At 53.5% G+C, this 26983-nt stretch carries 21 protein-coding genes and 1 pseudogene; 16 read left to right on the top strand and 6 right to left on the bottom strand.

The window, feature by feature from the left end; translation table 11 throughout:
* Positions 1-26: 26 nt before the first annotated feature.
* The 9 genes from ACR3ZL_RS20345 to ACR3ZL_RS20305 all read left to right on the top strand — a co-directional run bounded on the left by ACR3ZL_RS20345 (position 27) and on the right by ACR3ZL_RS20305 (position 9016).
* Entirely contained in the window at positions 27-1598 is a 1572-nt protein-coding gene (locus ACR3ZL_RS20345) for an arylsulfatase (RefSeq protein WP_473651263.1), read from the top strand.
* A gap of 109 nt (positions 1599-1707) precedes the next feature.
* A complete protein-coding gene (locus ACR3ZL_RS20340; RefSeq protein ID WP_473651264.1) occupies positions 1708-2649 on the top strand; it encodes an SHD1 domain-containing protein in 942 nt (313 codons plus the stop codon).
* Between the two features lie 38 nt (positions 2650-2687).
* The gene (locus ACR3ZL_RS20335; protein WP_473651265.1) at positions 2688-3656 is read left to right on the top strand and encodes an AAA family ATPase; all 969 of its coding nucleotides are present in this window, start codon (positions 2688-2690) and stop codon (positions 3654-3656) included.
* On the top strand, positions 3653-4582 hold the full coding sequence (locus ACR3ZL_RS20330; protein ID WP_473651266.1) for a DUF58 domain-containing protein: 930 nt from the start codon (positions 3653-3655) through the stop codon (positions 4580-4582). Before ACR3ZL_RS20335 ends, ACR3ZL_RS20330 begins: the two co-directional genes overlap by 4 nt.
* Positions 4579-5055 (top strand): DUF4381 domain-containing protein, encoded by a 477-nt coding sequence (locus ACR3ZL_RS20325; RefSeq protein ID WP_473651267.1) that lies wholly within the window; start codon positions 4579-4581, stop codon positions 5053-5055. Before ACR3ZL_RS20330 ends, ACR3ZL_RS20325 begins: the two co-directional genes overlap by 4 nt.
* Positions 5052-6083, top strand: coding sequence for a VWA domain-containing protein (locus ACR3ZL_RS20320; protein ID WP_473651268.1), 1032 nt, complete (start codon positions 5052-5054; stop codon positions 6081-6083). The genes ACR3ZL_RS20325 and ACR3ZL_RS20320 overlap by 4 nt, the downstream gene beginning before the upstream one ends.
* The gene (locus ACR3ZL_RS20315; RefSeq protein ID WP_473651269.1) at positions 6080-7015 is read left to right on the top strand and encodes a VWA domain-containing protein; all 936 of its coding nucleotides are present in this window, start codon (positions 6080-6082) and stop codon (positions 7013-7015) included. The genes ACR3ZL_RS20320 and ACR3ZL_RS20315 overlap by 4 nt, the downstream gene beginning before the upstream one ends.
* Entirely contained in the window at positions 7012-7662 is a 651-nt protein-coding gene (locus ACR3ZL_RS20310) for a tetratricopeptide repeat protein (protein ID WP_473651270.1), read from the top strand. The genes ACR3ZL_RS20315 and ACR3ZL_RS20310 overlap by 4 nt, the downstream gene beginning before the upstream one ends.
* Positions 7652-9016: a BatD family protein gene (locus tag ACR3ZL_RS20305; RefSeq protein WP_473651271.1), complete on the top strand. Its 1365-nt coding sequence runs from the start codon at positions 7652-7654 to the stop codon at positions 9014-9016. The genes ACR3ZL_RS20310 and ACR3ZL_RS20305 overlap by 11 nt, the downstream gene beginning before the upstream one ends.
* A 35-nt stretch (positions 9017-9051) precedes the next feature.
* Here ACR3ZL_RS20305 and ACR3ZL_RS20300 read toward each other — a convergent pair whose 3' ends face one another.
* Complete coding sequence (locus tag ACR3ZL_RS20300; protein ID WP_473651272.1) at positions 9052-10647, bottom strand: DcaP family trimeric outer membrane transporter; 1596 nt, start codon at positions 10645-10647, stop codon at positions 9052-9054.
* Positions 10648-11086: 439 nt separating this feature from the next.
* Here ACR3ZL_RS20300 and ACR3ZL_RS20295 point away from each other — a divergent pair.
* A pseudogene (locus ACR3ZL_RS20295) lies at positions 11087-12082 on the top strand (HAD family hydrolase); the annotation flags it as partial.
* Positions 12083-12136: 54 nt separating this feature from the next.
* Positions 12137-12469, top strand: a complete 333-nt coding sequence (locus ACR3ZL_RS20290; RefSeq protein ID WP_473653507.1) for an META domain-containing protein — start codon at positions 12137-12139, stop codon at positions 12467-12469.
* Positions 12470-12494: 25 nt separating this feature from the next.
* Here the strand turns inward: ACR3ZL_RS20290 and ACR3ZL_RS20285 are convergent, their stop codons facing one another.
* Positions 12495-13208 carry a LuxR C-terminal-related transcriptional regulator gene (locus ACR3ZL_RS20285; RefSeq protein ID WP_473651273.1) on the bottom strand — a complete coding sequence of 238 codons (714 nt, stop codon included), beginning with the start codon at positions 13206-13208 and terminating at the stop codon, positions 12495-12497.
* A gap of 706 nt (positions 13209-13914) precedes the next feature.
* Between ACR3ZL_RS20285 and ACR3ZL_RS20280 the strand changes: the two genes are divergently transcribed.
* The 3 genes from ACR3ZL_RS20280 to ACR3ZL_RS20270 all read left to right on the top strand — a co-directional run bounded on the left by ACR3ZL_RS20280 (position 13915) and on the right by ACR3ZL_RS20270 (position 17196).
* The gene (locus ACR3ZL_RS20280; RefSeq protein WP_473651274.1) at positions 13915-14292 is read left to right on the top strand and encodes a DUF3302 domain-containing protein; all 378 of its coding nucleotides are present in this window, start codon (positions 13915-13917) and stop codon (positions 14290-14292) included.
* Between the two features lie 208 nt (positions 14293-14500).
* Positions 14501-15628, top strand: a complete 1128-nt coding sequence (locus ACR3ZL_RS20275) for an HlyD family secretion protein (RefSeq protein WP_473651275.1) — start codon at positions 14501-14503, stop codon at positions 15626-15628.
* A gap of 146 nt (positions 15629-15774) precedes the next feature.
* Complete coding sequence (locus ACR3ZL_RS20270; protein WP_473651276.1) at positions 15775-17196, top strand: hypothetical protein; 1422 nt, start codon at positions 15775-15777, stop codon at positions 17194-17196.
* A gap of 135 nt (positions 17197-17331) precedes the next feature.
* On the opposite strand, the gene ACR3ZL_RS20265 is transcribed toward ACR3ZL_RS20270, so the two are convergent.
* Both ACR3ZL_RS20265 and ACR3ZL_RS20260 read right to left on the bottom strand, forming a co-directional pair.
* A complete protein-coding gene (locus ACR3ZL_RS20265; RefSeq protein WP_473651277.1) occupies positions 17332-18408 on the bottom strand; it encodes a DUF1559 family PulG-like putative transporter in 1077 nt (358 codons plus the stop codon).
* Between the two features lie 402 nt (positions 18409-18810).
* Positions 18811-20082: a glycoside hydrolase family 117 protein gene (locus tag ACR3ZL_RS20260; protein ID WP_486172924.1), complete on the bottom strand. Its 1272-nt coding sequence runs from the start codon at positions 20080-20082 to the stop codon at positions 18811-18813.
* 467 nt (positions 20083-20549) lie between these two features.
* Here ACR3ZL_RS20260 and ACR3ZL_RS20255 point away from each other — a divergent pair, with 467 nt between their 5' ends.
* Together ACR3ZL_RS20255 and ACR3ZL_RS20250 are read left to right on the top strand one after the other, a co-directional pair.
* Positions 20550-20807, top strand: coding sequence for a hypothetical protein (locus ACR3ZL_RS20255; protein WP_486172923.1), 258 nt, complete (start codon positions 20550-20552; stop codon positions 20805-20807).
* Positions 20808-21053: 246 nt separating this feature from the next.
* A complete protein-coding gene (locus tag ACR3ZL_RS20250; protein WP_473651280.1) occupies positions 21054-21353 on the top strand; it encodes a hypothetical protein in 300 nt (99 codons plus the stop codon).
* 30 nt (positions 21354-21383) lie between these two features.
* Here the strand turns inward: ACR3ZL_RS20250 and ACR3ZL_RS20245 are convergent, their stop codons facing one another.
* Together ACR3ZL_RS20245 and ACR3ZL_RS20240 are read right to left on the bottom strand one after the other, a co-directional pair.
* On the bottom strand, positions 21384-23213 hold the full coding sequence (locus tag ACR3ZL_RS20245) for an arylsulfatase (protein WP_473651281.1): 1830 nt from the start codon (positions 23211-23213) through the stop codon (positions 21384-21386).
* Between the two features lie 259 nt (positions 23214-23472).
* Positions 23473-26967, bottom strand: coding sequence for a PVC-type heme-binding CxxCH protein (locus tag ACR3ZL_RS20240; protein WP_473651282.1), 3495 nt, complete (start codon positions 26965-26967; stop codon positions 23473-23475).
* Between the last annotated feature and the right edge of the window lie 16 nt (positions 26968-26983).

Genomic DNA, 26983 nt, shown 5'->3' with positions numbered 1-26983 from the left:
TTCGACTTCAACAACGTGAGTTTGCTATGAGAATTGTCTCCGTCCTTCGCTCCCTGTATGCACTGGCGCTGCCGGTGGCATTGTTGGGTACATCAGCGGCAACGGCCGCTGATGAATCTAAATCCGAAAGACCTAATATCGTCATCATCTGGGGCGACGACATTGGTCGATCAAACATCAGTGCTTACACGCACGGCCTGATGGGTTACCAGACTCCAAACATCGATCGCGTTGCTCGCGAAGGCATGATGTTCACGGACTATTACGCCGAGCAAAGTTGCACTGCTGGACGTGCCAGCTTCATCATGGGGCAACACGGCATGCGAACCGGATTGACCAAAGTCGGGTTGCCCGGTGCCGATCTGGGCATGCAAGTGGAAGACCCCACAATTGCTGGTCTTCTTAAAAACCATGGTTACGCGACGGGCCAGTTCGGTAAGAACCACCTCGGTGACCGTGATGAAATGTTGCCCACCAACCACGGTTTCGATGAGTTCTACGGCAACCTATATCACCTCAATGCCGAAGAAGAGCCTGAGCACCGTGACTATCCCAAGGATCCTGAATTCCGCAAGAAATACGGTCCTCGCGGAGTTTTGCACAGTTTCGCGGACGGCAAGATTGAAGACACCGGGCCGTTGACCCGAAAGCGAATGGAAACGATCGACGACGACGTCGCCGACCGCGCTGCTGATTTTATCGAACGTCAAGCGAAAGCTGAAAAGCCGTTTTTCGTGTGGGTGAACTTCACGCACATGCACTTCCGAACGCACGTCAAGCCTGAAAGCGTGGGCCAGTCCGGACGTTGGATGTCCGAATATGCCGACGCAATGATTGATCACGACAAGAACGTCGGCACAGTCTTGGATAAGCTCGATGAACTCGGACTGAACGACAACACGTTTGTCATGTACAGCACCGACAACGGTCCGCACATGAACAGTTGGCCCGACGCGGCGATGACTCCATTCCGCAATGAAAAGAACAGTAACTGGGAAGGCGCCTACCGAGTTCCTGCCATGGTTCGTTATCCAGGCAAGATCAAGCCAGGCACCATTTCTAACGAAATCGTTTCTCACCTGGATTGGTTGCCAACCTTCCTCGCAATGGCTGGCGAACCTGACGTCAAAGAAAAATTGCTCAAGGGACATAAGGCGATCGGGCGTGACTACAAGGTCCACTTAGATGGTTTCAACTTGTTGCCATACCTGACTGGCGAAGAAGAAAAGGGACCTCGTGAGTCGTTCTACTATGCGAACGATGATCAGCAATTGACGGCTTTGCGTTACGACAATTGGAAGCTCGTCTTCCTAGAGCAGCGTGCACAAGGGACGTTGCGAATTTGGGCGGAACCCTTCGTTAGCTTGCGATTGCCAAAGATTTTCAACTTGCGTGGCGATCCCTACGAACGAGCTGACATCACGTCAAACACCTATTATGACTGGTTGCTCGAACGGGCTTTCCTGTTGGTTCCGGCCCAGGATTACGTTGGAAAGTTCTTGATGACGTTTAAGGAGTTCCCGGCTCGTCAAAAAGCAGCCAGTTTCAATCTGGACGAAGTTATGGCAAAGCTGCAGGAAGGCGCTGCTGGCAAGTAGCTTCCAAGTTACCTTCGCATCTCACGCATGGTTTGGTGGCTATTTGTGCCGCCAGACCATGCGTTTTCTACATTCAAACTGTCTTTCCTTGATCGCCTGGAATCTTGTTATGAATCGCTTGCTGTTGTTTTTGACGTTGACCACTTCGCTGGTTTTGTCCCCTGCCGTGATGGCGCGGACATGGACCAGTTCAACAGGTGGCTACTCGTTAGAAGCCGATGCCGTCGCGTTCAATGATCACAGCGTGATTCTAAAACGAGCGTCCGGCAAGCTAGTATCGGTTCAGTTGGACGAGCTTTCCGAGCAGGATCGCAACTTTGTCAGGTCGAAAGAATTGGGCCAGCAATTGAGCTCGGATATCGAGCGAATGCAGACTTGGACATCCAAAGACGGGATCAGTATTCGCGGACGTGTGTTGGCGTATGGGAAGAAGGATTTGACAATTGTTCGACAACGCGGCAAAGAAGTCATCAACGGCAAGCCTTTTGATCAATACAGTCCGCTGCATCAACGATTGATCTTGAAGATTGTGTCGGAATTGGAAAACCAGGAAATGACCAACGCACATGAGCTGAATAAGTGGGCCAAGACGCTCGATGGGCAAACCAAGGTCTATCCACTTGAAGGTGTGTTGATGAAGTTGGAATCGGGGGACGAGATTGCAGTTCCGTTTTTTCTATTCGGCGAGAAGGAGTTGGAGGTTCTAAAGCCGGGTTGGGACGCGTGGTCGGTAGCCCACGCCGATGAAGTCGCCAAGCAAAATGAAAGCTTGATGATGCAGACGGAGGCTATGCAATATCAACAACAGCAAGCACAGCAGCAACAACAAAGTGCGCAGCGTCATCAAATCGAAATTTTGAAACTGAACATGTTAGCAGCCAACACGGGGCTGACCTCGTTTTGGGAAGTCGGGTTGGAGCCAGGACCAGGCGTTTACGGGCGACGAACGAGCGTGATGGTTACCGCACAAAACAGTGACATCGCTTCGCAGATGGTGCTATCGCGATATCCCGGCTATCGCGTTATTGGTGTTCGCCGCGCCAATCGATAGACCGCTACCCTGATCCTACTTGTTACCACCACGACGTCATGAACTCACGCGAATCGATCCTTGAACTCAGTCGGCGAATGTCCGCCTCCATCATCGGTCAAGAAGAGGTGGTCGAGCGGCTATTGCTCACCTTGCTTTGCAACGGGAACGCATTGCTAGAAGGTCTGCCTGGTTTGGCAAAAACCAGGGCGATCAAAACACTGTCGGAAAACCTGCAGTCGGAATTCAGCCGGATTCAGTTCACACCGGACCTGCTTCCCGCGGATATCACCGGTTCGGAAATGTACTTGGGCGAAAACGCGGCTGAGCGTTTTGAGTTTCAACCAGGTCCAATCTTTGCCAACTTGGTATTGGCGGACGAGATCAACCGGTCGCCGGCCAAGGTGCAAGCGGCGTTGTTGGAAGCGATGGAAGAGCGGCAAGTCACCGTGGCGGGCAAGACCCACCCCATGCCGGCTCTGTTCATGGTGCTCGCCACGCAGAACCCGATTGAACAAGAGGGGACGTATCCGTTGCCGGAGGCACAAATGGATCGATTCCTGATGCACATCACGATGACGTACCCAGATGATGCATCGGAAAAAGCGATCGTTCGTTTGGTTCGTCAGGAAACGAGCGCCGCAGCAGATCAATCGGCGTCCGAAATCATTGCTCAAGAAGCAATCTTCCAAGCCCGGGCCGAGATTGATGCGGTGGCGATCTCGGACGCCATGGAAGATTACTTGGTAGCGCTGATCGCGGCCACTCGCCGGCCTGCTGAGATTGATGCGGATCTTGCTCGTTGGATCCAGGTAGGCGCCAGCCCGCGAGGTTCGCTCGCGTTGGACAAGGCATCGCGAGCGTATGCGTGGTTGCAAGGCGAAAATCACGTGACCCCGGATCACTTGCGAGCTATCGCACATGATTGTCTTCGCCACCGGTTGGGGCTGACCTATGAAGCGAACGCGGACGGTATCACTGCGGATGAGATTATCACGCGGATCATCAAGGGAGTTCCGGTTGCGTGAGTGATGCAAAGGCAGATGATCGCGTTTACGTGAACCTGCGTGGGCTGTCGCTCTTGGAACACCTTACTAACGGACTTTCCTTTTTGCCGCGTCATCCGATTCAAAGTTTGTTGTCGGGTCGCCATGCTTCGCGAATCCGAGGTCGTGGCCTGAACTTTGAAGAGATCCGCAATTATCAGCCTAGCGATGACGTCCGAACCATCGACTGGAAGGTTACCGCTCGAACTCGTACGCCGCACACGCGAGTCTTCACCGAAGAACGCGATCGTCCTGTTTTGTTGTTGGTGGATCAACGCATCGGGATGTTCTTTGGGACGCAGTTGTACATGAAGTCGGTTGTCGCGGCTCAAATTGCGGCACTCTCGGCATGGCGAGTGCTTGACCAAGGGGACCGTGTGGGGGCGATTGTTTTTAACGATGATAAAGCTGACTTCATCCAGCCGCGTCGCAGTCGTGATTGTGTTACGCGGGTGCTGAAAACGGTCGTTGATTTCAATGCAGGCTTGTCAGTGTCATCGAGCTTAAAGTCCAAGCCGGGAATGCTCGGTGAAGTGCTCGAACGGGCAGCTCGCCTTGCGACTCATGACTATCTGGTAATCGCAATAAGCGATTTTCACGGGCTCGATGAAAAGGCAACGCGATCGCTTCAGCGTATCTCTCAGCACAACGATCTCGTTTGCGCTCTTGTGCACGATCCGAGTGCGTCGGAATTGCCCAACAGTGAACGCTTTGTGCTCAGTGATGGCGAATTGCAAATCGAGCTGTCGGGTTCGAAGGCGACCAAGCGGATTGAAACGGTCACGTCCGGGCGAATCGCTGATGTGCTCTCTTTGCAGAAAAAACTTCAATCGCCAGTGTTGCCGATCAGCACCGGCGAAGAGGTGCTCCCGCAATTGCACCGGTTGTTGGGAGTGCGTCGATCATGAAGCCCGATCCATTCAGTCTGGACCGTTTGCAAGACATCGTCGAACCACCGCCGGTGCCATGGTGGCCGCCTGCGGTGGGCTGGTACTTTATCATCGCGATCGTGTTGCTATGGGCGGTTTGGTTTGCGGTCAAAGGATGGATGCGTTGGCAGCGAAATGCCTACCGCCGGCAAGGTCTTCAGGAGCTAGGTGGCATCACGAAAGGCGATTTTGCCGGGCTTTCGACGCTGCTCAAACGCGTTGCCTTGGTAGCTTTTCCGCGTGAACAAGTGGCTGGTTTGATCGGAAACGACTGGACCCATTTTCTTGCCACGACGAGCCGCAACGAGGACTTTGAATCGGCTCCGGCCTGCCGAATCGGCACGGCGTCGTACGAGCCATCAACCGATCCGTGTAGTGATCAAGAGTGGAATCGTGTGACCGAGATGGCGGCAGCCTGGATCCGACATCATGATGCGGAGGCTCAGGAATGATCCTCGCGTATCCGTGGTTGCTCGTGTTGCTTCCGCTTCCGTTGCTCGTTAGGTACCTACCGCCCGCGTATCAGGCACAGCGAGCATCCATTCGTGTGCCGATGTTCGACGTTTTGGTTGACGCGTCCGGCCAGACACCCGGCCGTGGTGCAGTGATCCGGCGTCGCAGTTGGATTCAAGCAATCGTATACGTTTTCGTTTGGACGTTGTTGGTGATTGCGGTGGCGCGGCCGCAGTTCTTGGAACCACCGATTACGAAGCAGGTGCCGACCCGAGATCTGATGTTGGCAATTGATCTGTCGGGGTCAATGGAAACCAAAGATTTTAAGAATGCAGCGGGTAAGACGGTAAACCGCCTGGATGCAGTGAAGGAAGTTCTAGGTGACTTCCTGACCCGTCGTGATGGCGATCGCGTTGGCATGATCGTCTTTGGAACAGGAGCGTTTGTGCAAATCCCATTCACTCAAGACTTGGACGTTTGTCGGCAACTGTTAGACGAAACTCGCGTGCGGATGGCAGGTCCGCAGACTTCGTTTGGCGATGCGATCGGACTGGCGATCACCGTGTTTCAACGCAGTGACCTGGAAGACAAAGTGCTGATTGCGTTAACCGACGGAAACGATACCGGCAGTCGCGTCCCACCCAGCGAAGCAGCTAAGATCGCCAAAGATCAAGGAATCGTGATTCATACCATCGGAGTAGGCGATCCCAAGGCGGCGGGTGAGGAATTGCTAGACGAGCAAGCTTTGAAGGATGTCGCAAAACAAACCGGCGGCGAGTACTTCTATGCCGCCGATCGCAATCAACTGCAATCGATCTACAAGCAACTCGACGAGATGTCGCAACGCAAAGTGGACAGTCTCTCGTATCGGCCCAAACGTGATCTGTTTCATTGGTTCGTTGGATTGGCAATGGTGTTGGCGATGGGGTACTTCGTGAGTTCGATCATGATGGGCAGTATACGCCGCCGGCTCGTTTCTAATGTCGGTCGACAGGTCGATTTGGATAGCCAAGGAGGCAGACGATGAGCGGTTCGTTCTTATTATTGGGCTTCCATTTTCTGCGACCGATCGGGTTGCTGGCTATACCCTTGGCGATTGGTTTGTGGTGGTGGCTTCGGCATCGCACTCGACCGGGTGTCGAGTTGCAAGGACAGGTGGCTCCGCATCTGTTGCGACACCTTGTTATTCAACCGGGAAGATCAACGATCTTCACTCCCTTGAATATGTTATTGCCCGTGTGGTTGCTCGCGGCTTTGGCGATCGCGGGACCCGCTTGGCGTCAGCAACCGTCGCCGTTCGCCGACGATCAAGCTCAGTTGATGATTGTGTTGCGGGTGGCGGAGTCGATGATGACGGACGACATGCCGCCATCTCGTTTGGAACGATCACGAGCCAAGCTGGCTGAACTGTTGGATGCCCGTGGTGGTGCCGGAACCGGATTGGTTGCCTACAACGGTTCAGCTCATTTGGTGATGCCGGTCACCAGTGATGGCGATGTAATCAACCACATGTTGCAAGCACTTGACCCCAAGGTGATGCCCAGTGAAGGCGATGCCTTACCAGCAGCGATCGATTTAGCGGCCAAGCAATTAGCACGCAATGAAGGTGGGGGATCTATCTTGGTGGTCACCGATAGCGTCAATCCGACCGCAATCGCAGGTTTCGATTCGATGAAAGAAGAATCGGTTCCCGTCCAATTTTTCGTTCCACTTCGCACTGATTCCGCGTTGGCTGCTTCGGGAGTTCCCGATGCTGCTGGAATGCTCTCTGCGCCCCTACAACTGGTCGCTTCGGATAGCTCGGATGTATCGAAACTGATCGCGCGGGCTGATCACGCGATGGCCGCCGTGACTGACTCTGACGCGACGGCATGGCGAGACGACGGATACGGCTTCGTCCCCTTATTGGTCTTGGCGGGATTGCTTTGGTCACGTCGAGGATGGAGTGTGGGGCTATGAAATCGGTCTTTCGCGATCCGCGTCCTATTTGGGGCATTACCGTAGTCATCGTTGTTGCGGCTGGCGTCGTCTGGTGGAACCAGGGGCGAGACTTTTGGAGTTCACCGGATCGTCGGGGGCAGCGTGCATTGCAGGCGGGTAATGCGAAGTCAGCCGCCACCCTGTTTGCGGATCCGAACCGGCAAGGTGTCGCACAGTTTCGAGATGGAGAATTCAAAGCGGCGGCTTCGACGTTTGCTGGGTTGCCAGGGCAGGACGCACTTTTCAATCAAGCAACGACGCGGATGATGCTGGGCGAGTACGACCGTGCAGTGGCTCTCTACGATCAAATACTTGCCCAGTCGCCAGAACGGGCGGATGCGATTGTGAATCGAAAAATCGCTGCGGGCCGAGCCGAACGCGTTAAGGATAAAGGCGGTGAGATGACGGGCGGGAAGTTAGGTGCTGACAAGATTGTTTTCAGCAACGCTCCTAATAAAAGCGGCGGTGACGAGGTGGAGGTGCAGGAACAAAAACTAAGCGACGACGAGTTGCGTACGATGTGGCTACGCCAAGTGCAAACGACGCCTAGCGATTTTCTGCGGACGAAGTTCGCGTTCCAAGATGCGATGCAAGACGCTGCTCCGGAGAATACCGATGAGCAGTAGAGTGGGGATTAACGTTTTGATTGCCTCCGCAATGTTCTGGTTGATATTCAGTCATGGGATGTTGGAAAGTTCCGGGGCTGACGATGTCATCGTCCGTACCGATTCGGAACCAAAGGAGACGGTTTCGTTAGGGGAACGCGTCGTGCTGAAAGTTGACGTCTTGGGAAAAGACGCATGGGCGAAACTGGCGGGAAACCCCATCGTGCGTGTTCCCGGCGCGATCGTATTCATGCCGCCTAACCAAAGTACTCGTTTGAATGAAACGATTGGTGGCGATAGTTATACGGGCCAACGCTACGAATGGTGGATTTACCCACAACGTTCCGGAGCACTTTCGATTGAGGCGTTTTCGCTTTCAGTCGAAAATACTGTCTTTGGTGCGAAAGAACAAAGTGATCCCGTGCAAAAGTCGACTTCGGAATTGAAATTGTCGGTGACTCGACCTGATGGCGTTACGGATCAGGAAGCCATTTTGGCAACCTCGTCTTTGAAGGCCACGGAAGCTTGGTCGAGCGACACTGATTCTTTGATGGTCGGGGACGGGCTGACACGAACGATCGATCGTGTCATTGAGAATGCCCCCAGTCTTCTATTGCCGCCGATTGAATTCACTGACTTGGAAGGTGTCGAGAATTTCGTCAAAGAACCGACCACGGACAATCAAATCAATCGAGGAGATCTGACCGGCAAGCGTCGTGATGAGGTGACGTACGTGTTTCAGACCGCGGGCCAGATCCGACTTCCCGCTGTCGAACTGGATTGGTTCGACACGGAAAGTCAAACGATGAAGAAAGAAACGCTGGAGGGACGCACCATCACGGTTGAGCCCGCAAATGATGCCACCGCCAGCGGTTCACCGAGCGAAACAGAAGACACTGGGGTGTCGGAATCGCGAGGTTGGGCGTGGGGTTTAGCGGTCGCTTGTTTGGCCGCCGTGCTTCTTGGTTTCTATTGTTATCGGGGCGACATTCGAGAACGCTGGCAGCGTCATGCAGAAGCCAAGTCGCATTCCGAAGCGACTTTGTTTAAGCAATTCGTGAAGTCGGCAGAGTCAGGCGATGCCGCTGGCACGTTGCGTGATCTTACCCAATGGTCGGACACTGTTCAAAGCAGTGACCCTGCGCCACGACTGGATCGATTGTTGAGCGTTTATGGCGACGCGACGTCTCGCCAACGACTAGCGGAATTGGAAAACGCAGTGAATCGCATTGAAGTGAACTCGACCCATGCGAGCTTGGATGCGACTGGGCTAGTTTCGTGCGTCGAAGCGATCCGGGCACGGGTTCGACATGCTCAACGAATCAAAGTGCAAACGACCCGTTCGGTGCTGCCGCCGTTAAGAGCGAAGGTTTAATTCCCTCGTCCACCACCGATAACGGCAGAGCGACCTTATGGCAGGTAAAAACCGAATGACATCTGTAATCGATTGGCATCGCCCGACTCTCCGCTTTGGTTCTCGCGGATTCCGTGAAGGTATTCGATGCCCCAGAACACTCGTTCGTATGGATTCTGGATCAGATTGATCGCCATGTACGTGGTGCTTCGCAAGTTATCTTGGTCCTGGCCGGGGACTCGGTCAAGAATGAGTTCGCTGAAGGTCAGGTTGGATGTCAGACGTGCGTTCCATGTTTGCTGAAGACCAATCATCCAGCCGAACATGGGCAATAGTTCGGCGGTTTCGGGGCCGGTGGTGACCACGTCGTTTGATCCGCGATAGCTGCCAATCCCTTCACCAAACGTGATCTGGGAATAGATTTTGGTGTGTTCGGTCGCCATGATTGAACCGGTGAAGTTAAATCCATAGGCGTTGTCCGTGATCACCGGGTTTCCAACTCGTTGAAAACCTAGTTCTCGTAAAACCATAGCCGCTTGAAACTCAGCGTCATCGTTTTCATAGCGAAGACGCGTGATCAGATCTGGCGTCTCCGTGCGTCCTTCTCCCTGGATAGCGTCCGGGACTTCAATCTCGATTCGTGGGCTTTCCAGTGCTACCGCCCACGAAAGACCATCGACCAAAATGGGAAAGTCCAATCGCACCAAGCCTTGGCGGCGATTGACGTTCGACACCGCGCCTTCCATGTCCAGAGTGGAAGGAACAGCGGATGGATCGGTGAAGGTGGTCCACGTTTGACCCGCCGTTAGTCGTCCGATACGACCGTAGGCATGTCGCAGGCGGAATGCGTCGCTATTGTCAGAACCGGATCCGAAGAAGTCCGCTTCGATGAACGCTCGGGCAACTTCACCGTTGACCCGCCATCGCGTATCGAAACTCAGACGGGATTGCCTCGCGTGGAAACGCGAGTTTTGGCGATCGAAGGCGTCCACGGGAATCGTTGTCGTATCAAACGAGTCGGTTGAGTCGATCGCATCGAAATCGCTGATGAGGTCTGCTTTGACGTAGCCACCAATTTTCATTGCGGCTTCTTTGCCGACGATGATTATCCCACCTTCAAACTCCGGGAAACGATTGAAATTGTTGGGCTGTTCTCGGGTGCCCGGATCGTCAAACTCCTCTGTGCGAAATTGCCCAGCGGTGGTTGCACCGGTTAGCAAGTTTTCCAGTTGATTCGACGATTCAATGAGTCCCAGGTTGTAGTTGGGGGCGGTGTGCGCCCGGTCGAGGTCGGACGGTGTGACCGGGGCTTCAAATCGGATGTCCGGGTTATCGTCCGTTTCGGTAAGATTCTCGGCGATAGGATCCCCTGCAATCGCTTTTTCTGCAATCGATTCTTCAGCGACTGAATTGCCCGCACTTGATTCCTCATCGGCTAAGACTCCAGTCGCCAGTGCGTCAGCGAGTGAGTCTTCGGCAAGTGAATTCTGGAAGGATGGATCGGCTTGGATTGGGAACGCAAAGTGAGTTGCTGGATCGGCCGCGTTGGCTAGTTGGTAGGCGCCTACGCAAGCCCAGCAGGTTGCTGCGCCGAGGAGTCTCAGTAGGATGCGTCGGTGAACCAAAGCCTGTCCCGATGGTGCGGCGGTCATCGAAAGAATTTGAGCGAAAGGACCATCGGCTTAGGTCGTCTGGCTGTCATAGTTGACTTTAACGATTTTTCGGGAAATGACGTTTCGAGGCGGAAGTTGTTCCTATGAGTCATCGCGGAGGCGGATGGCCGGCAGATGATTATTAGTGACGAACGCTGCTATTAAGGACGTGGGGCTGGGTGCAAGCGAATGGACTGGAGCATTTCGATTCGTGATATGCCTCTGGTCGCCCGTTTTGGTGGGTTTAGATCGTTATTTGATAGGCGGGCTGAGCACTTCAAGTTGGCAGATGACGATCGCCGTTGAGAGTGTTATTCTGGACGTTTCGTTGAGAAATGCCTTAACACGTGACGTTAAGCGTTAGCGAAGCGTTTCACTCACAGCCTGCTCTGTTGTCGCGTAAATCCAAGAGTAAACCATGAAGATGCATTATTTCACTATGGCCAATTTGAAGCCGGCTGAGTTTCGGGCTATCGCGATCGTCGGTTTGTTAGTGACCTTCGTTCTGGTGGGTGACGTCGTCGGTGAAGATCCGCTTCCATCCTGGAATGATTCGGAAGCAAAACAGGCGATTGTTGACTTCGTTGAGACTGTGACGACGGAAGGTTCTGCCGAGTTTGTGCCCGTTGCTCAACGCATTGCGACGTTCGACAACGATGGAACCCTGTGGGGTGAGCAGCCGATGTACGTGCAGGCGTATTTTGCATTTGATCGCGTTAAAGCACTGGCTCCAGAGCATCCTGAATGGAAGACAACCGAGCCGTTTGCATCGGTAATCAAAGGTGACTTGAAGACTGCTTTGGCGGGAGGGGAAAAGTCACTGCTGAAAATTGTGATGGCATCTCATGCTGGCATGACGACGGACGAGTTTGAAGCAATCGCTACGGACTGGATCAATACAACTCGTCACCCCAAAACCGGCCGATTGTTCACGGAGATGGTGTATCAGCCGATGTTGGAATTGCTCGCCTATCTACGAGCCAATCATTTTAAGACCTTCATTGTTTCAGGCGGCGGCATCGATTTCATGCGACCGTGGACTCAACGCGTCTATGGAATCCCACCGGAACAAGTTGTAGGCAGCAGTGTGAAAACGAAGTTCATCGTGCGTGATGGTATCCCGTTGGTTGAGAGACTGCCTGAATTAAACTTCAACGATGACAAGGCAGGTAAGCCGGTTGGGATTCAAGGCCATATTGGACGACGACCGATTTTTGCAGCGGGAAATTCGGACGGTGACTTTGAAATGTTGCAGTGGACCACAGCAGGTGAAGGAAAGCGTTTCGCGATGTATGTGCACCATACCGATGCGGATCGGGAATGGGCCTACGACCGAGAGTCTTCGGTGGGACGACTGGATCGCGGACTTGACGAGGGTTCCAAGCTAGGTTGGACGATCGTGGACATGAAACAGGATTGGAATCGCATCTACCCGAACGCGGACAATACGGGGGCTACTACAGTCGATTCGCCATCGAAAAAAGCTGATTTGGTAGGAGGATGGCTTGCCGAGGACATTGCTGGTGCGGGCGTGCTCGATCGGGCTCAGTCAACTTTGATTGTCGCGAAAGATGGCTCGGTCAGTGGGAATACGGCCGTCAATCGTTATCACGGCAAAGCAACGATCCAAGGCAACAAGATTCAATTTGGGGCTTTGGTTGCAACTCGTCGTGCGGCGCCGCGTGCGATGATGGCACAAGAAGCTAGGTTCCTGAAAACGCTCGAGAGCGTCGCTCAATATCGGTTCGATCAAAACGGATTGCTGTATTTGATCGATGGGAACGGGAACGACGTAATTCGATTTTCGTCGATGCCCAAGTGATGGGTGAGTCAGCGGTTTCGCGATCTCAGATTTTGTTATCGCCGGGCATTGGCAATCGCTTGAGTTTGATATCGTCCAGGTCCAGCCCCATTTCGCTGATGATCATGACCAGTTCGGCTTGACCGCGGAGCTTCAGTTTTTGAGTGATTGCAGACTTATGTCGTTCAATCGTTTTGGGGCTGCGATGCAACAGTTGAGCTACCTTTGGGACGCTCATCCCATGTCCCAACAAAACGGCCACCTCGACTTCGCGTTTGGTCAGGACATCAAGTGGCCCAAAGTCGATGAATTGGGTTTCAATTACCTCAACGGAATCCGGTGACTGATCCAACAGCCCAGGTTCCGTCTTGCTGATCACGACGACACGATTGAACGGCGGATTCGAATCTCGGATGGGCCAAACCGTGGAGTGGATTCGTTTGCCATGATAGACGTGGTTCATCGCTAACGGCCTACCTTCTTTAAGTACTCGGCCAATCATGGCCAGTCGCTCTTTAACGTACTGCGGCGAATGAAAGTCGCAGATCGATTTGCCTTGGTAGTCGATGTTGGTTTCTTCGGAAAACAACACCATGGCGGTGTCATTGACGAACAGCAACCGACCGTCGGCATCGGTTACGCACACGCCGATGCCCTTGCTTTGAGTCATGGCGGCCCATAGCGAGGCGGGGTCGATTGCGGGAGGGTCGATCCGAATTTCTTTTCTGGTGGTATCGGCTGGCTGGATGCGATGTGTCACGAAGTGAAACGGTGCTTGAGGACGTTGGCGTGTTATGAGGGAATCCCCCAATAGCCTACCCCGAGCCCTGTTCCGATACTACAGATGGGCGTCGTTTGGCTCCGAAGTCGATTGACCCCGAAAGTCGATTGGTTCAGAAGCCTATCAATCACGAATCATCATGGACGTAACGCAGCCGTTGCCACGGAAGGCATTTCGATTCAATTGAAATGCCCCCGCACGTGGCGGGTGGATCCGCGGGGCAGCGGTCCACTCGCTGCGTGCCTTCAATGTAATGGCGTTTGAGCATTGCAAGATGCTTATGTGGTTGCTCGGGATGCGTCTTGCGATTTGTGGCAATGTAATCAGTTCGCATCCTGCGGCTGTCGACCGACGACTGGCTGCTGGCGGTTGTAGTAGCCGGTGGTTGTGTTTGGTGTGCGGCAATGCATCGCATCGGTCCCGTCTTTGGTTTCGGATCGCCATCGCCGACTTGTTAAAAGAGAAACAGATGCTGGGTTGAAGGCAATCGCTCTCTTGCTTGGAAATGGTTAACCAATTCCTCATTTTTGACTGCTGCTTTTTTGGATAAAGACGACAGGTTCGTCGTTGGCGACGAAGTCAACGGACGAGTGGATCGGTTATCATCTAGTGACTGAGGCGGGGGCATTTGAATTCCGTCGTCTCCGCAGCCCGATAGGCGGGACTGCAGTCGGATCCCTATCCGATGAACCTAATCTTGCTTGGGAAACTCAACATGGAATACCAGTTTGAGGGCCTCGGTCCGACACTGAATGTGGTAACGCTGCTCTTTCTATTTGTGGCGGTAATCGCAATCGTCGCGGTGGCAGTGGGTATTGCCGCGTTACCAGGGCAGATCGCCAGAAAACGTAATCACCCACAGGCCGCAGCAGTCAATATTTGTGGCTGGTTTGGTTTGCTGACAGGCGTGTTGTGGGTTGTGGCTTTGGTTTGGGCGTATTACCGGTTTGAATCGTCTGAATCTGCGAGGTTGCCTGATCAAGACTCGCTGAAAAAGCAGATTGGCGAGTTGGAAACGTCGGTCGCAAGTTTGGAATCCGAGTTAGCAGGAGCTTCCCGATGATCCCGTCTGTTTTAAGTTGCTTGTTTGTGCTGTATCTCTACCGCACTCTGAACTCACCGGAGACTGATTCATCCGAATCCGAAACGGTCGATCACGCGAGATCAGTTGACCACTCAATTGATAGCGATTCGGACTTGGGCGAAAGATTAATCCATTTGCAAAATCGTATTGATGCAGTTGCCTCGCAGATGTCCGGGAGGCCTTCGGAATGAGTTGGATCCTTGGAGCTTGTTATTGCGGGATCATATGGCTGGTCTTTGCGAAATTGAAGTTGATTCGATTGACGTTACCGCTTGCTATTCTACTGGCGTCGGTCGGCCCGTCGTTGATCGTGGCGTTGTTATTGTGTGCACAGTATTTGCACCCGTATACGCCGACGGCGATTGTTTTGGAGCGTATCGATCCGATCACTCCGCAACTTTCGCGTTCCGGGCGAGTGCTGAAAATCATGGCTCGTCCCAACGAGCCGATTCGGGAAGGCGACACGCTATTCACAGTGGATCCGGTCCCCTATGAAAATGCCGTTCGCCATAGCGAGACGGGACTTGAACAAGCGAAGCAGAATGTGAATCTCGCTAATTCGTCCGTCGCGTTAGCGGAAGCAGTCGCGGAGCGTGCGGAGGCTGATCTGACCTATGCCAAGAATGACCGCGATCGACAGCAGGAGCTTCGTGAATCGGGCGGTGCTAGCCAAGATGAACTTGAACGCTCGGTGACCCAATTTCGGCAAGCAGTCGCCGCGATGACTCAGGCGGAAGAATCGCTCACGCAGGCAAAATTGTCTGTGGAAGTCGCTAAGTCCAAAGTGACTGAGGCAAGTGTTGCATTGGAGAACGCTCAGTACGACCTGGTCCAGACCAAGGTGCTAGCACCCGCCGACGGATACGTGACCAACATGCAACTTCGCGAAGGAATGATGGTTGGCGGTGGTGGCAACAGCGCGGTGATGACCTTCGTTCGCGAGCCAGAACAGGAAGAAAAGGGAGTGATTGTCGCCACGTTCGCGGAAAAGAACTATTTGCGGATCAAGCCAGACCAGTACGCGGAAGTCGCGTTGGACGGTTATCCGGGGCAAATTCTGACCGGACGGGTACTCAATGCGATCGATGCCTCTGGAACTGGGCAATTGACGGCTTCGGGCACATTGCCAGCTGCCATCGTGTCGGGACAGCCCACGCTTTATGCCGTTCGAATTCGGCTGGATGAAGGAAAGACACTGCGGCTGCCGGGCGGAGCCCAGGGAATGGTCGCTGTTTACACCGAGGATCTTCAAATCGCCGGAGTTCCAGTCATGTTCTTAATTCGCACCCATAGCTGGCTAAACTACTTAAAATAGTCCTGAAACGTTGGTCGCTACGGTTCGCTACAATGCACCCGCGTCGGATTGTCGTCTTTGAGGAATCTTCCCGAATTCACGCTTTGAGGCCCGTCCGCTTCCTTTGCTCGAAACACCCTTGTCTGAGAAATTCAACGAGTCACACCATGCCTTTTTGTACCGCGATGAATCGCATTGTCCTGCTTCTTGCATTCCCCTTGATGTTGAGTGTATCGCCGCTGGCGATTGCCCAAGAAGAAAAATTAGAGCTTCTACTAGAACGCTCCCCAGCGTTGCCCAATGCGATGGGGTACGTCAACGTTGCCTCGCTAGACAAATTGATGAACGACGCCGGGATGACGTCTCGCGTCACTCAAAACGTCGACGAGTATTGGTTTGTGTCCGACTTTGATGTTGCCAAGACGCGGCCTAAGTGGGAGGCGGGATACATCAACTTGAAAGGTGAGGTCGATGCGGAAGCTTTGGCAAAAAAGTTGGGTGGTTATGTTGATGAGATCTTCAACCACGACGCCATTTGGACGCCCGGTCAAACTTATTTGGTGCCGGTCAAAGAAAGCCGCCTTGGGATTTTGCGTCCTGCCGATCGGACTCTATTGTCACAATGGTTGAGTGGTGAACGTAGCTATCGCTCGTCGGCTTATTTGAAATCTCAAGCCAAGCCACCGGAGGATTACCTGTCGTTGATGTTGGCGATCGATCTTCAGGATGCACTGTCGCCCGTGCCGATGGCCAATAAGTTGAAGAACAACTTTAAGTCACTGCAGGCCAATTCGCCTGAAGCAGTCGCCAGTGTTCTGGCGTCGGTTCAAGGGGTGACCGTCATGATTGGACGTCGTGGTCTAAACGAATGCATCGTGCGAGCGAATTTCTTGAAGTCACCTGCCAGCTTGGAACTCATCGCGGCTGATTTGTTTGCAGAGATTCTAGAGCGAGGCGGTACCGCGGCTCCGGAAGTTCGCACTTGGAAGGTGGAAGTCAAGGATAACGCGTTGGCACTTCAAGGCCCAATCTCCGAAGCGACACTGAGCGGTTTGCTGGGAGTCTTCAGCTTGCAGAATAAAGCGAATCAAGCTGTGGCGCTGAGTGGTTCCGAAGCCGGTAGTCGGTCACAGGAAGAAGAGATGGCTTACCGATCGAAGGCTTACTTCAATGACGTTACCAAAATTATCGAGCAAACGCGTAAGCATAAGTCGCAAACAACTGGCGCGTTGGCAAAATGGAATGATGCTCGGGCTCGTCAGATTGACGAAATTGGTACGCTAAACGTTGATCCAGGCATGATTCAGTACGGTTCCGATGTGGCGGAAACTCTACGGGGCAACGCTCTGACGGTTCGCCAAGGGAACATCGACGCGGGTAAAACGAAAGCCAGCCAAGGACTTTCCGATGGCTATTACGGCGGTGGCTATGGATACGACTACAACTCGAGTTCAGACTATCAACGGGTGACGGATGCCTATGCTCGTGGGAATGCGTATTCCGATTACAAGCAAGCACTTAATGCGATCGATAAAATGACCGCAAGTGTTCGCCGTACGATGTCGGATAAGTATCAGATTCAGTTCTAGAACTGCGGCTGATTACGCTCGTCGTCAATCGTCGTGCTACCAAGTCCGTCTGGCACGATGCCGGAGTGTCGTCACGACCTCCGGCATGGTTGGTTTGATCAGCGGACGATGGCGTCCGCTCGGGTCGTCTCTTCTTTAGAATGGCTTGCTAACTTCGTGGCCAGCTCGTGTCCACAAAGCGTGCCAGATCTCGACGTCGATCGATTCGGTGATGAAGTGGACGCTGCCATCAGCATAGGTCGCCATGGCACCACCGGTGTGATTACTGCGGGCGGAGTTGATCTTGCTGGATCGATAAGTGAAGTCTGGTACGCGTGAGTTCGGAGTCAAACGCCCGTTCATCAAGGGGCCGTCCGGAACACATCCACGCAGCCAATACGCGTGACGACCACCATTCCAAGAAGATGTATCCGCGTAAACGGTGTCAAAATCATTCGCATCTGCTGCTGCCAAGATGGTATCGGAGATGCCGGAGCTTGGTGATGATCGATAAAGTTGCGACGTGGTGCGATTGTTGGGCAACGAGGTCGCCGAATTACCTGGACCACGAAGCGTTTCGGCGAAAACGAGTGTGTTGCTGGTGCCATCCAAGATCGATGCAAAGCGAATTTGAGCGTTGGACCAGCAAAGGCCATCTGCTGCAGTCTTGCTGGGGTGAAAAGCCTTATCCAATCCACTGCTGTGGTTCATTCCATAGTTGGTGCCGGCGATGGTGACTTCGGCTCCCGAAGGCATGGAAAGCATGTGGGTCGGCGATTCAGGATCACTGGGGCACAAATAGGTTGGAACCGCGGTTCCAGCCGCCTCATGCAACGCAACCGGCAAGTCATCGCTGCCTGGGTGCCCCATTTGGATATCGAAGTCGATCAAATCGATCAGGTTCTGTTGTTCCAAGAATGGCAACAGTTTGGCCATCGGTGAATAGTCGTTGATGTAACCGATTCCGGGGTATCCCGCGTTAGGGAATTGTTCGTTGTAAGCCGAGGCATAGTTGTGAAGGCCGAGGCTGATTTGCTTTAGGTTATTGCTGCAAGACATTCGGCGAGCAGCCTCGCGGGCGGCTTGGACCGCTGGTAACAAAAGTCCAACGAGCACGCCGATGATCGCAATCACGACCAGAAGCTCGACCAGGGTGAAGGCGTCGCGTTTTTTAGCAGGACTTGCGCCCTGAAAAGCGGATCGACGAGAGGGACGTACAGACAGATAGGACATGGGGATAGCTCCAGTACATGGCACACGATAGGAAGATCAACCCTCGGGAAAACGTTTCGCGAGTGGTAATCGAGCGTGGCTGGCTAGGGCTATTCAAAAGCACGTCGCTTGCTGCGTCGTCGATCGCAGTGGGTTACTGCGAATCAGTCTCAACAAGTTAGGCGAGAATGCGTTTCGGCTCAAGAGGTTTCGAAAGACTTCTACTGACCTTTCGTATTGCGGAGGAACATCCACCGCTCGCCCTAATTAACGCCGGGGCGATTGATATGTGCTTGTTTACGAAGACGCAGCGGTTGCTCTTATAGAAGTGCCGCGCATGCTCGAATTCAAATCGATTTATTCAGCGAGTCGAATCACAGCGACTCGAAACCCTCGAGTCGCTGCGATCCTGACAGACATCAGCTACTTGTTCAGGGCTGCCTGATTGGCCTCTGCAATTCGTTTTCGCTGCGCGCCGCCTAATCCCTGTTGGAAGTGCACCTCTGGACGCAGGGTTAAGTTCGTTCGTTTCATCACTTCGTCATCGACATCCTGACTCAGGTCACAATCGAACCTCGCCAGGATCGCGTGATTCTTGGCCCAGGTTGTGGCATTGGTGAAGTGGGATATACCCCAAGTGATACCGCGCCCGTCCTTTGTGTCGGTGAACGCGTCGGGAATATACGGACCTGCTGCGTTGGGCATCATCAAGCAAACCGACGCGATATCGAAGTTCACACCGTCCTTGGCGTACTGAACGGTCGAGTGTTCGTTGCCGTCGCGAATCACCAATGCAGCGATGCCGTCTTGGAAGGGGAACATCGTGGTTTCATGTCCCGAATTGATAACGGGATTAAGCGGGTGTTTGGTAAACGGTCCCAGCGGGTTGTCAGCGGTCGCCAATCCTTGCATACGAACCAATCTTGGATCACCGTCGAAGTCGGATTTGTAATAGAGGTAGATTTTGCCTTTGTAAACCAACGGGTAGGGATCGTGAATCGAAAACTGATCCCACTCGCCTTCCGCTCCGTTGGGGATGACGACCTGATTGTGAGGCGTCCAGGGACCGTCCGGTGAGTCGGCGTACGAAACAGCGACGGGACAATCATCACCCCGTTTACCGCTCGCTTCCATGAAGCCTTGGTAGTAGAGGTAGTACTTACCTTTCCAAACCAGAATGTCGGTGGTCGTTACCGAACGCCAACCAACTTGGGGCTTGGGAGGTCGTGGGACTGCAACGCCCTGCTCTTCCCAGGTGAAACCGTCAGTGCTGGTGGCGTACCAGATGTCAGACAGGTCCCAATCTGATGATGGAATCGTATCGGATGATTTCTCGGCACCCTGCGGTGGTGTCGGGGTATCGCGTTTGGTGTACCAAACATAGTACTTGCCATTCGCCGCGATCACTTTGGATGGATCTCGTCGCGACACCGTGCCATCGCCGCCGTGGTAATCAAAGCCCTTCAGTCGGGTGTATTTGAATTGTGTGTAGAGTTCGTTGTTTTCTGGGCGTGGGGCTAGGTAGTTGTCGTAGTTGCGTTCCATTGCCGCACTGAGCGGACGATTCGGTTTCTGTTTGGGGAGCACGAACGGGAAGCCGGTCTGTTGCGCCGACACCGTTGTGGCGGACACCCAACATATAAGCAGGCCAAAAGCAACGAATGGCCACAGGGACGGGCGATAATTCTTCATCATTTGAACTCCAGTAGGTGTAATGGAAAGTAATGTGGCCAAATGGCTCTTTGGTTTGAAAGCGGATCTCTCATCGGTTCGGATTGAGAGACGCGTACCTGTCCGATGCCCACTTCGCGTATGTGATGTTTAGAGAGGAGTTGACGACCTTCGTGACGACGACAATCCACTGCCTGATATCACTGATGCGATCATGTGCTGAGGCGATAATTGGACTGACGATTGATCGCTGGGGGAGTTGATCCCGTCGTGTTGGTCGCGTTGCGTGCAGTGAAGACACATGGCCGCGGTGCAGCGGGTTGAAACTGGGGCTGAGTTGACATTGGGCCGGAGCAGGGAAGGAAGCTCCCACTACCTCGAAATAAGGGCGGATCCTTGACATTGACGGATTGTCAACAGTTTACACTGTTGTGGCCGCGAGTTGAGGTCGTCTGGCGTTTACTGCCCAAAAAATCTGGTTTGGGCTGTTAATGCAGTGTTTTGCACGCTGGATTTGCTGCATTTCCACAAGAAGCGAGCGGGCGGGTAAGAACCACCTCGTTCGCCGCACGATTCGGATCGCGGACGTTTTGGTAACCATGTCGCCGTTAATCGGAGCCAATGGAGTTCACGGGTTCAACGTGGTTTGCGAGTCGCTGGTCGAAGAATTGAGGCTTATCAATTCAACTGGAAACGCCGATCAAAAGGAGGCCTGGGAAGACTTTGCATCGGCAATGCTGCGCGGTTGAGGTCTACCGGCGATGGAGCCCAGAGTTGCCAAATAGTCATGTTAAGAACAGAAAAAAAATCTTCTCGTTATGGCGATCACTGACCCGCAGTGTTCCCTTACGGGCCCAGGTTGGCTTGCACCGGTCTATTTGAGTTTGACGCTCCTAACAGAAGGATTGAAACGTCTGTCGCTCAAGGTAACCTCCTTTGTAGGTTCGTTTGGCGGACGATCGTTTTACAAGCAAACACCTCACTGGAATTAACCAATGGCAAACGTAAGTTGCTCCCAAAATGGAGTCAGTCCGATTGCGTCTGCAATACCTGTCACAAGTCCTAGCGAGTTCAATGAAGACGTAGCGCCGTCGGAACTTGAAGTTCTCGCTTGGGCGTTGCTCGACGAAGTCATCAAGCCGGAAGAGCATCAACGTCTCGAAGAGCTGTTGCTTGAAAGTGAAGACGCTCGCAAAGAGTATCTTGATATCTGCAGCTTGCACGAAGCGATGCTCAGCTTCTTTAGTGCTCCAAAAGAAGACGCGGTGAAACATCGCATGGGCCTATCCGCCTAGTTCTCGCGTGATCACTTTGCGTCTTATGCGTCATCTTTGGCGCAACTGGATGTTGACGAAATAAGGTCCGCGATCTCGACCGGTCTCTTGGTCCGTTAACCAACCCTGCAACTTGGTAGGGCCGGCGGTGAGGTCCATTTCGAATTGGACGGATGTGGCATCGGGATTAATCGAATGCGTCAGTGATTGATTTCCAATCTGAAGACGTGCCGCACTCGCTTTGATCGGGCCTGGTGCATCGTTTGGGAATCTGGATAAGCGGATTTGGTATCGTCCAGATTGGACGACGTTGATCGCCCAGAATCCATTGATGAATATCGAGTCATCACCTAACTGGCTTTGTTGCCAGATAACTCGTCCGGGTGAATTCCCGGCTTTAACCGGGTGCCAGTCACGCACTGAGAAACCTGTTGGGTTCTCGCTGCCGCCAACTTGAAATCGTGCGAAGGGTTCGCCCTCTGAAAACACGTCGGCAAAGTGTTCTTGATACTTCTGGTGAAGGTCTGCGACCACTTGAGGGTGTTCGGCTGCGATGTTCTGTGCTTGTCCGGAATCGCTTGCGTGGTCGTACAGCTCGCCATCGACCATTCGCCAACGCTCGGTAAGCACCGCGTAGCTGGACGGTTGCCGCCCGGTACGGTCAAGTTGGTATGGGACCGGCGTGTCCCGTTGGCGCTGGATAAACAAAGTGCGGTCCGGCCAGTCGACGGTTTGACCTGCCAGTAGTGAGGCTATTGATTGACCGTCAAATGCTTCTGTTCCGTAGACGTCAAGCTTGCATACATCGATAAACGTCGGCAGCCAATCTCGATGGGATGTTAGTTGCTGAACTTGTTTTCCAGCCTGCCATCGTCCGGGCCAACGGGCGAAGCAGGCAACGCGATGCCCACCCTCGTAGGTTGAACCTTTGGATCCTCGCATCCCGGAATTGAATCCTAAGGTTACATCGGATGCGTTTGGGGTAGTTGTGTATTGATTGGCATTGAGCGTTCGGTCGTGTTCTCCGTTGCCCTGCGCTGTTCCATTGTCGCCCATGAAGACGACAATCGTGTTAGTGTCCAAATCGCGGTCCTTCATGGTTTGGAAAAGCTTGCCTAGGTTGTCATCGAAGTTGATGATCATTCCATAAAACTTGCTTCGCAATTCAGGATGGCCCATTGCTCGAAAGGGGGCAGAGTATTTTTCTGCAACGGTATACGGACTGTGCATCGCGTTCAGAGGCAGATAAGCGAAGAACGGTTGGTCGGATTCCTGCGAAATGAACGTTTGCAGTTCTTCGAAGAAGACATCGGTGCAGTAGCCAGTTGACTTTTCCGGTTTACCGTTTCGATAGAACGTGTCATCGAAGAAATCGTTGTCGACTGGGTTGGTGATCTCATCGGTTCCTCCGGCGAGGTGGCGTACGACGTGCTGGAAACCGCGAAACCGAGGTGCGTAAGGCCAAGCATCGCCGAGGTGCCACTTTCCAAACATGCCAGTTCGATAGCCTGATCGCGAGAATACGTCCGCCATTGTGGCTTCGTCACTTTGCAGCAGTTGCCGACCTTGGACGACATCCCAAGCACCAACGCGTGTGCAATAACGACCGGTCATCAAGGCGGCTCGCGTGGGCGTGCATATCGGATCGACATGGTAGTCTTCTAACTGCACGCTTTGAGAGGCCAGCCGATCCAAGTTGGGTGTCTTCAGCCATGGATTGCCATGGCAGCCCATGTCCCCGTAACCTTGATCGTCGGTGACGATGACAAGTACGTTCGGGCGATCTGCGGCAAAGCAAGGCTTCAACTGGCTGCTGAAACTTGGCGGTAAGCAGACACATCCGGCAACTAAGCCTAGGATCGATACCAAGTGCTTGAACATGGATGGCTCCGGTTCGAAATGTACGGGTTAGCTGGACGTTATCGGGCTAGACACGATTCGATAGTGAACCTTTTTGATCAGTGCCAAAAGTCCCTACGACTTAAAGTACTTGCCGTTGCAGAGATTCGACTGCCTCGGCATCGGCACGAGGTCTAGAAAAACAGACAGGTCGAGCGGATGCTCGACCTGCCTGATGTTGCACGTTTTTTTGCCTGCGAAGTTTGCAGGCGATTAAACGCCGATTAGATGGAACGCTGGATTAGCGTTTGCGGGTTTCGATGATGTACTTCATCAAGTCGTCGAACTCCTGCCGACTCTTCAGTTGTCGAGCGAGATTCTCTGGCATCATCGATACCTTCGATTCGATGACCTCTTCAACGTCGTCTTGACTGATTTTGATGGGCTTGGGTTCGGCCAAGTTCTTTAAGATGATCTCATCATCGTTCTCTGAGACTCGCACGCCGGAAATGATGTTCCCATCGACCGTAAGCACATTCACTTGTGCGAATTCCTTGTCGATTAGCTTGGATGGACGCAGCAATGCATCGACGAGTTGTTCGCCGGTTAGCTTTGTCTTGATCGTTGCCAAGTCAGGGCCCAGCCGTGCTGCACCACGTGGTGGTTCGTGACATGCAAAGCAGGTCGTGCTGGCGGCGAAAAACAGTGCTTTGCCGTTCTTTGCGTTACCGCGTTGCATCGCTTCTTTAGCAAGCTCAGCCGGTGAGGCGGCCATCAGTTCCGCTTCCAAAGCTTCGTTGGAAAATTCTTCCACGGCAACGTTACTGCCAGCGTATTCCGGCTCGAGCGGGTGTTCGCTGAGGAGTTCTTCGGGCTTCCAGAAGATGCCGCGGTCTTTGGATTCCTCGCGAACCTTTTTGACGCTTTCGGCACTGATGGAAGACGCCTGATTGCCCCAAGTGTTACGAACGAAGGTTAACACGGCAGCAATTTCTTCGTCGTTAAGTAGCGAGCGGAACGCGGTCATGGGAGGTACACCGCGTGATGGATCATAGGTTTTTCCGTTGACCGTCATTTTGCCCCACAGACCGTGGAGAGTCAGCTTGATCAAGCGTTCTTCGTTGCCTTTGACCCAAGGGCTATCCACCAACGATGGGTAGATGTTGCCGCTACCTTCGCCATGGGTAAGGTGGCACGTTGCACAGTGTGCTTCTCGTTGGAAGACCTTCGCGCCGAGTTTGTATGCCTGGCGGTCGCTCTTTTTAAGATGCTTAGGAACGGCGAACTTAACGAAGTCAGACTCTGCGACCGAAGCAAATCCATCGGCACCCTTGGCGTCGACGTTGGTCCAAAAGTGTTTCACTGTATTAGCTGCAAGAGCAGCATGTTTGACACTTGAATTGAGCAGCTTTTCCAGCAGTGCTTCGTTCTTCATGCTGTGTTGCTGGTGCAGCCACAGTGCTTCAAGGATGTGGTGAGATTCGGTTTCGTCATTGGGATCAAAATTCTTGACCCACTGGTTAACCGCAGCGATCACTGCATCGGAGTCACGTGCACTGAGTTCAACGCGAGTTCGATGACGCACGCCATTGGTTGGGTGCTTCAGGTTTTCTAGCAGCACGTCGATCGGCTGACCGGCGATTGCGACCGGTTCTTGAAGCGGACGACCCTTTGCGGTCAAACGGAAGATTCGTCCGTGGTTATGGTCTCGGTTCGGGTCGCGAATGTTGTGTTGCATGTGACCGATGATGGCGTTGTGCCAATCGGAAACGTACAACGCACCGTCTTCGCCGACGACTGCGTCGGTGGGCCGAAAGTTCCGGTCATCGCTGTTGATGAGTTCTAGACCAGGTGTGCCCCAGACTTCGCCGAACTTGCGGTTTTTGCCGTCGCCTTCGCGATCAAGGGAGTATTGCTTGACGCCGAGGAATCCAATCGTGTTGCAGATCAGGAAGTCGTTTTGAAGCTCTTCAGGGAAGTGTTGCGACGACAAGACTGCGTTGGCGGCAACAGGTCGGAATTCCTTGGTGAGCAGGGTATGCATCTTGAAACCCTTCCCTTCGGGACGCACTTGGTAAGAGCGTCCGCCGGTGCCGTCGTTGGCGTAGCAGTAACCCCAGTAGTCGAAACTTGTGCCGTGCGGGTTGGGGCTGTTCGCGGCGTGCGGGGTGATCGCAAAAGTACGAGGATCAAAACGGTACATCCCGGACGCACCGATATGTAAGTTTTGTTTCCAGGGCGTTTCGTGGTTGTGGACCAAGAAGATCCCACTTTGCCAGTAGATTCCGCCGTCAGGACCGTAAACCAGGTTGTTAGCAGCGTGGTGTGTATCGGAGGTCCCCAGACCTTGCAGCAATGGGAATCGCACGTCGGCTTTATCGTCGCCGTCGGTGTCCTTAAGGAACAACAGGTCAGGACCTGAAGTGACAACAACGCCGCCGTTCCAAAACTCGAATCCAAGCGGGTTGTGAACATGAGCGAAGATCTTGCGGACGTCAGCCTTGCCGTCTTTGTCAGTGTCTTCAAAGATCATCAAGCTGTCGTTCATCTCTTTGCCGGGTTCCCACTTCGGGTAGGTGTTCCAGCTAGCCGCCCAGAGGCGACCCTTTGCATCAACTTGCATTTGGACGGGGTTGGCCAAGTCGGGGAACTGCACCTCCGACGCGAACAGATTTAGTTCGTAGCCTTCGGGAACGTTTAGCTTTGCCATCGATTCCTCGGGACTGAGGTAATCGATGCTGCCTTCCTTCGCGGCACTTGAGCTTTTGCTGCCGCCGCCGACGTTGGAGATCACTTTTACCGGAGGTGGGACGTTACTGTCGTCGATGACGTAGGGTTTACCTTTGGCGGCAGCCCAGATCGCTTCGTCGCGATTGGCGGTCATCACGTCCAGCATGTCCAATTCGTGCATGAGAACGTCGGCGTTACTTTGGCCGTCGACAAACTTCAATGTAGAGCGGCTGCCCCAGGTGTCGTTACCATCAGTTGCATGGTAGCGATTGTGCCAATGCCAGTTCTTGTCTTCTACGGCGGCGTACAGTTTGTCGAGGTCTGCGTCGGCAGCGACGCTCGTGCCAAGAAGAGCATGCGAGATCACGTCAGCAAGCGCTCGGTAGCCGTCTTCGTTTAAGTGAATGCCATTGATCGTGTACGGTCGCGAGCTGGAATCAAACAGTTCCTTTGTGGGCGTGTACAGGTCGACGAACGACACATCGGCAGCTTCGGCCGCCTTGCGAGTGACTTCGGTGTAGATCGCCAATTGAGCGTTCAGTGCCGTTCCGTCAGGCAGGTTTCGGTCGCCCAGATTTTGATAGGCGATAGGGCTGAAGAGGACAAAACGCAGGTCTTTGCCCTTTTCCTTTCGGAGCTCGCGATATCGCTTGACTAGCTTTTCCAGTTCGGCTTGGTAAGCGTCTGCTCCAGCGGCTCCCGCGAAGGATTCGTTGTACCCATAGAAGCTAAAAACGACATCGGGGCCAACGTGCTGTAGATATTCTTCGTCATTGGTGAAGCCTTTGCTTCGCGGCTTTTTGTTCACCATATCGCCCGAAAAACTCATGTTTCGGAAGCGGACATTCTTGTCTTTTAGCTGACTTTGAAGCACCGTTTCGACCCAAGGTGCGTGCTGCATGCGGTCGGCAAGCCCGTTGCCATAAACGGCAACTAAGTCGTTTTGCTGGAATTCAAACGGCGTGGTTGCGGAGACCGTCGTCGCACCCCACACGGTGGACAAAAGGCAGAGAATCGACAAAACAGACAGGTTCCATCGGAGCAATGCAAAGGGATTGCGCTTCATATTTCTTGAGGTCGCT

The organism is Rhodopirellula sp. J20-39 (assembly GCF_057365095.1).
This window is presented reverse-complemented; position numbering and strand designations above follow the sequence as displayed.

Bases quoted from the DNA above. Each gene is read 5' to 3' on its own strand.
- ACR3ZL_RS20345 (WP_473651263.1), top strand. From the start codon at position 27: ATGAGAATTGTCTCCGTCCTTCGCTCCCTGTATGCACTGGCGCTGCCG.
- ACR3ZL_RS20340 (WP_473651264.1), top strand. From the start codon at position 1,708: ATGAATCGCTTGCTGTTGTTTTTGACGTTGACCACTTCGCTGGTTTTG.
- ACR3ZL_RS20335 (WP_473651265.1), top strand. From the start codon at position 2,688: ATGAACTCACGCGAATCGATCCTTGAACTCAGTCGGCGAATGTCCGCC.
- ACR3ZL_RS20325 (WP_473651267.1), top strand. From the start codon at position 4,579: ATGAAGCCCGATCCATTCAGTCTGGACCGTTTGCAAGACATCGTCGAA.
- ACR3ZL_RS20320 (WP_473651268.1), top strand. From the start codon at position 5,052: ATGATCCTCGCGTATCCGTGGTTGCTCGTGTTGCTTCCGCTTCCGTTG.
- ACR3ZL_RS20315 (WP_473651269.1), top strand. From the start codon at position 6,080: ATGAGCGGTTCGTTCTTATTATTGGGCTTCCATTTTCTGCGACCGATC.
- ACR3ZL_RS20310 (WP_473651270.1), top strand. From the start codon at position 7,012: ATGAAATCGGTCTTTCGCGATCCGCGTCCTATTTGGGGCATTACCGTA.
- ACR3ZL_RS20305 (WP_473651271.1), top strand. From the start codon at position 7,652: ATGAGCAGTAGAGTGGGGATTAACGTTTTGATTGCCTCCGCAATGTTC.
- ACR3ZL_RS20300 (WP_473651272.1), bottom strand. From the start codon at position 10,647: ATGACCGCCGCACCATCGGGACAGGCTTTGGTTCACCGACGCATCCTA.
- ACR3ZL_RS20280 (WP_473651274.1), top strand. From the start codon at position 13,915: ATGAACCTAATCTTGCTTGGGAAACTCAACATGGAATACCAGTTTGAG.
- ACR3ZL_RS20275 (WP_473651275.1), top strand. From the start codon at position 14,501: ATGAGTTGGATCCTTGGAGCTTGTTATTGCGGGATCATATGGCTGGTC.
- ACR3ZL_RS20270 (WP_473651276.1), top strand. From the start codon at position 15,775: ATGCCTTTTTGTACCGCGATGAATCGCATTGTCCTGCTTCTTGCATTC.
- ACR3ZL_RS20265 (WP_473651277.1), bottom strand. From the start codon at position 18,408: ATGTCCTATCTGTCTGTACGTCCCTCTCGTCGATCCGCTTTTCAGGGC.
- ACR3ZL_RS20260 (WP_486172924.1), bottom strand. From the start codon at position 20,082: ATGATGAAGAATTATCGCCCGTCCCTGTGGCCATTCGTTGCTTTTGGC.
- ACR3ZL_RS20255 (WP_486172923.1), top strand. From the start codon at position 20,550: ATGCAGTGTTTTGCACGCTGGATTTGCTGCATTTCCACAAGAAGCGAG.
- ACR3ZL_RS20250 (WP_473651280.1), top strand. From the start codon at position 21,054: ATGGCAAACGTAAGTTGCTCCCAAAATGGAGTCAGTCCGATTGCGTCT.
- ACR3ZL_RS20245 (WP_473651281.1), bottom strand. From the start codon at position 23,213: ATGTTCAAGCACTTGGTATCGATCCTAGGCTTAGTTGCCGGATGTGTC.
- ACR3ZL_RS20240 (WP_473651282.1), bottom strand. From the start codon at position 26,967: ATGAAGCGCAATCCCTTTGCATTGCTCCGATGGAACCTGTCTGTTTTG.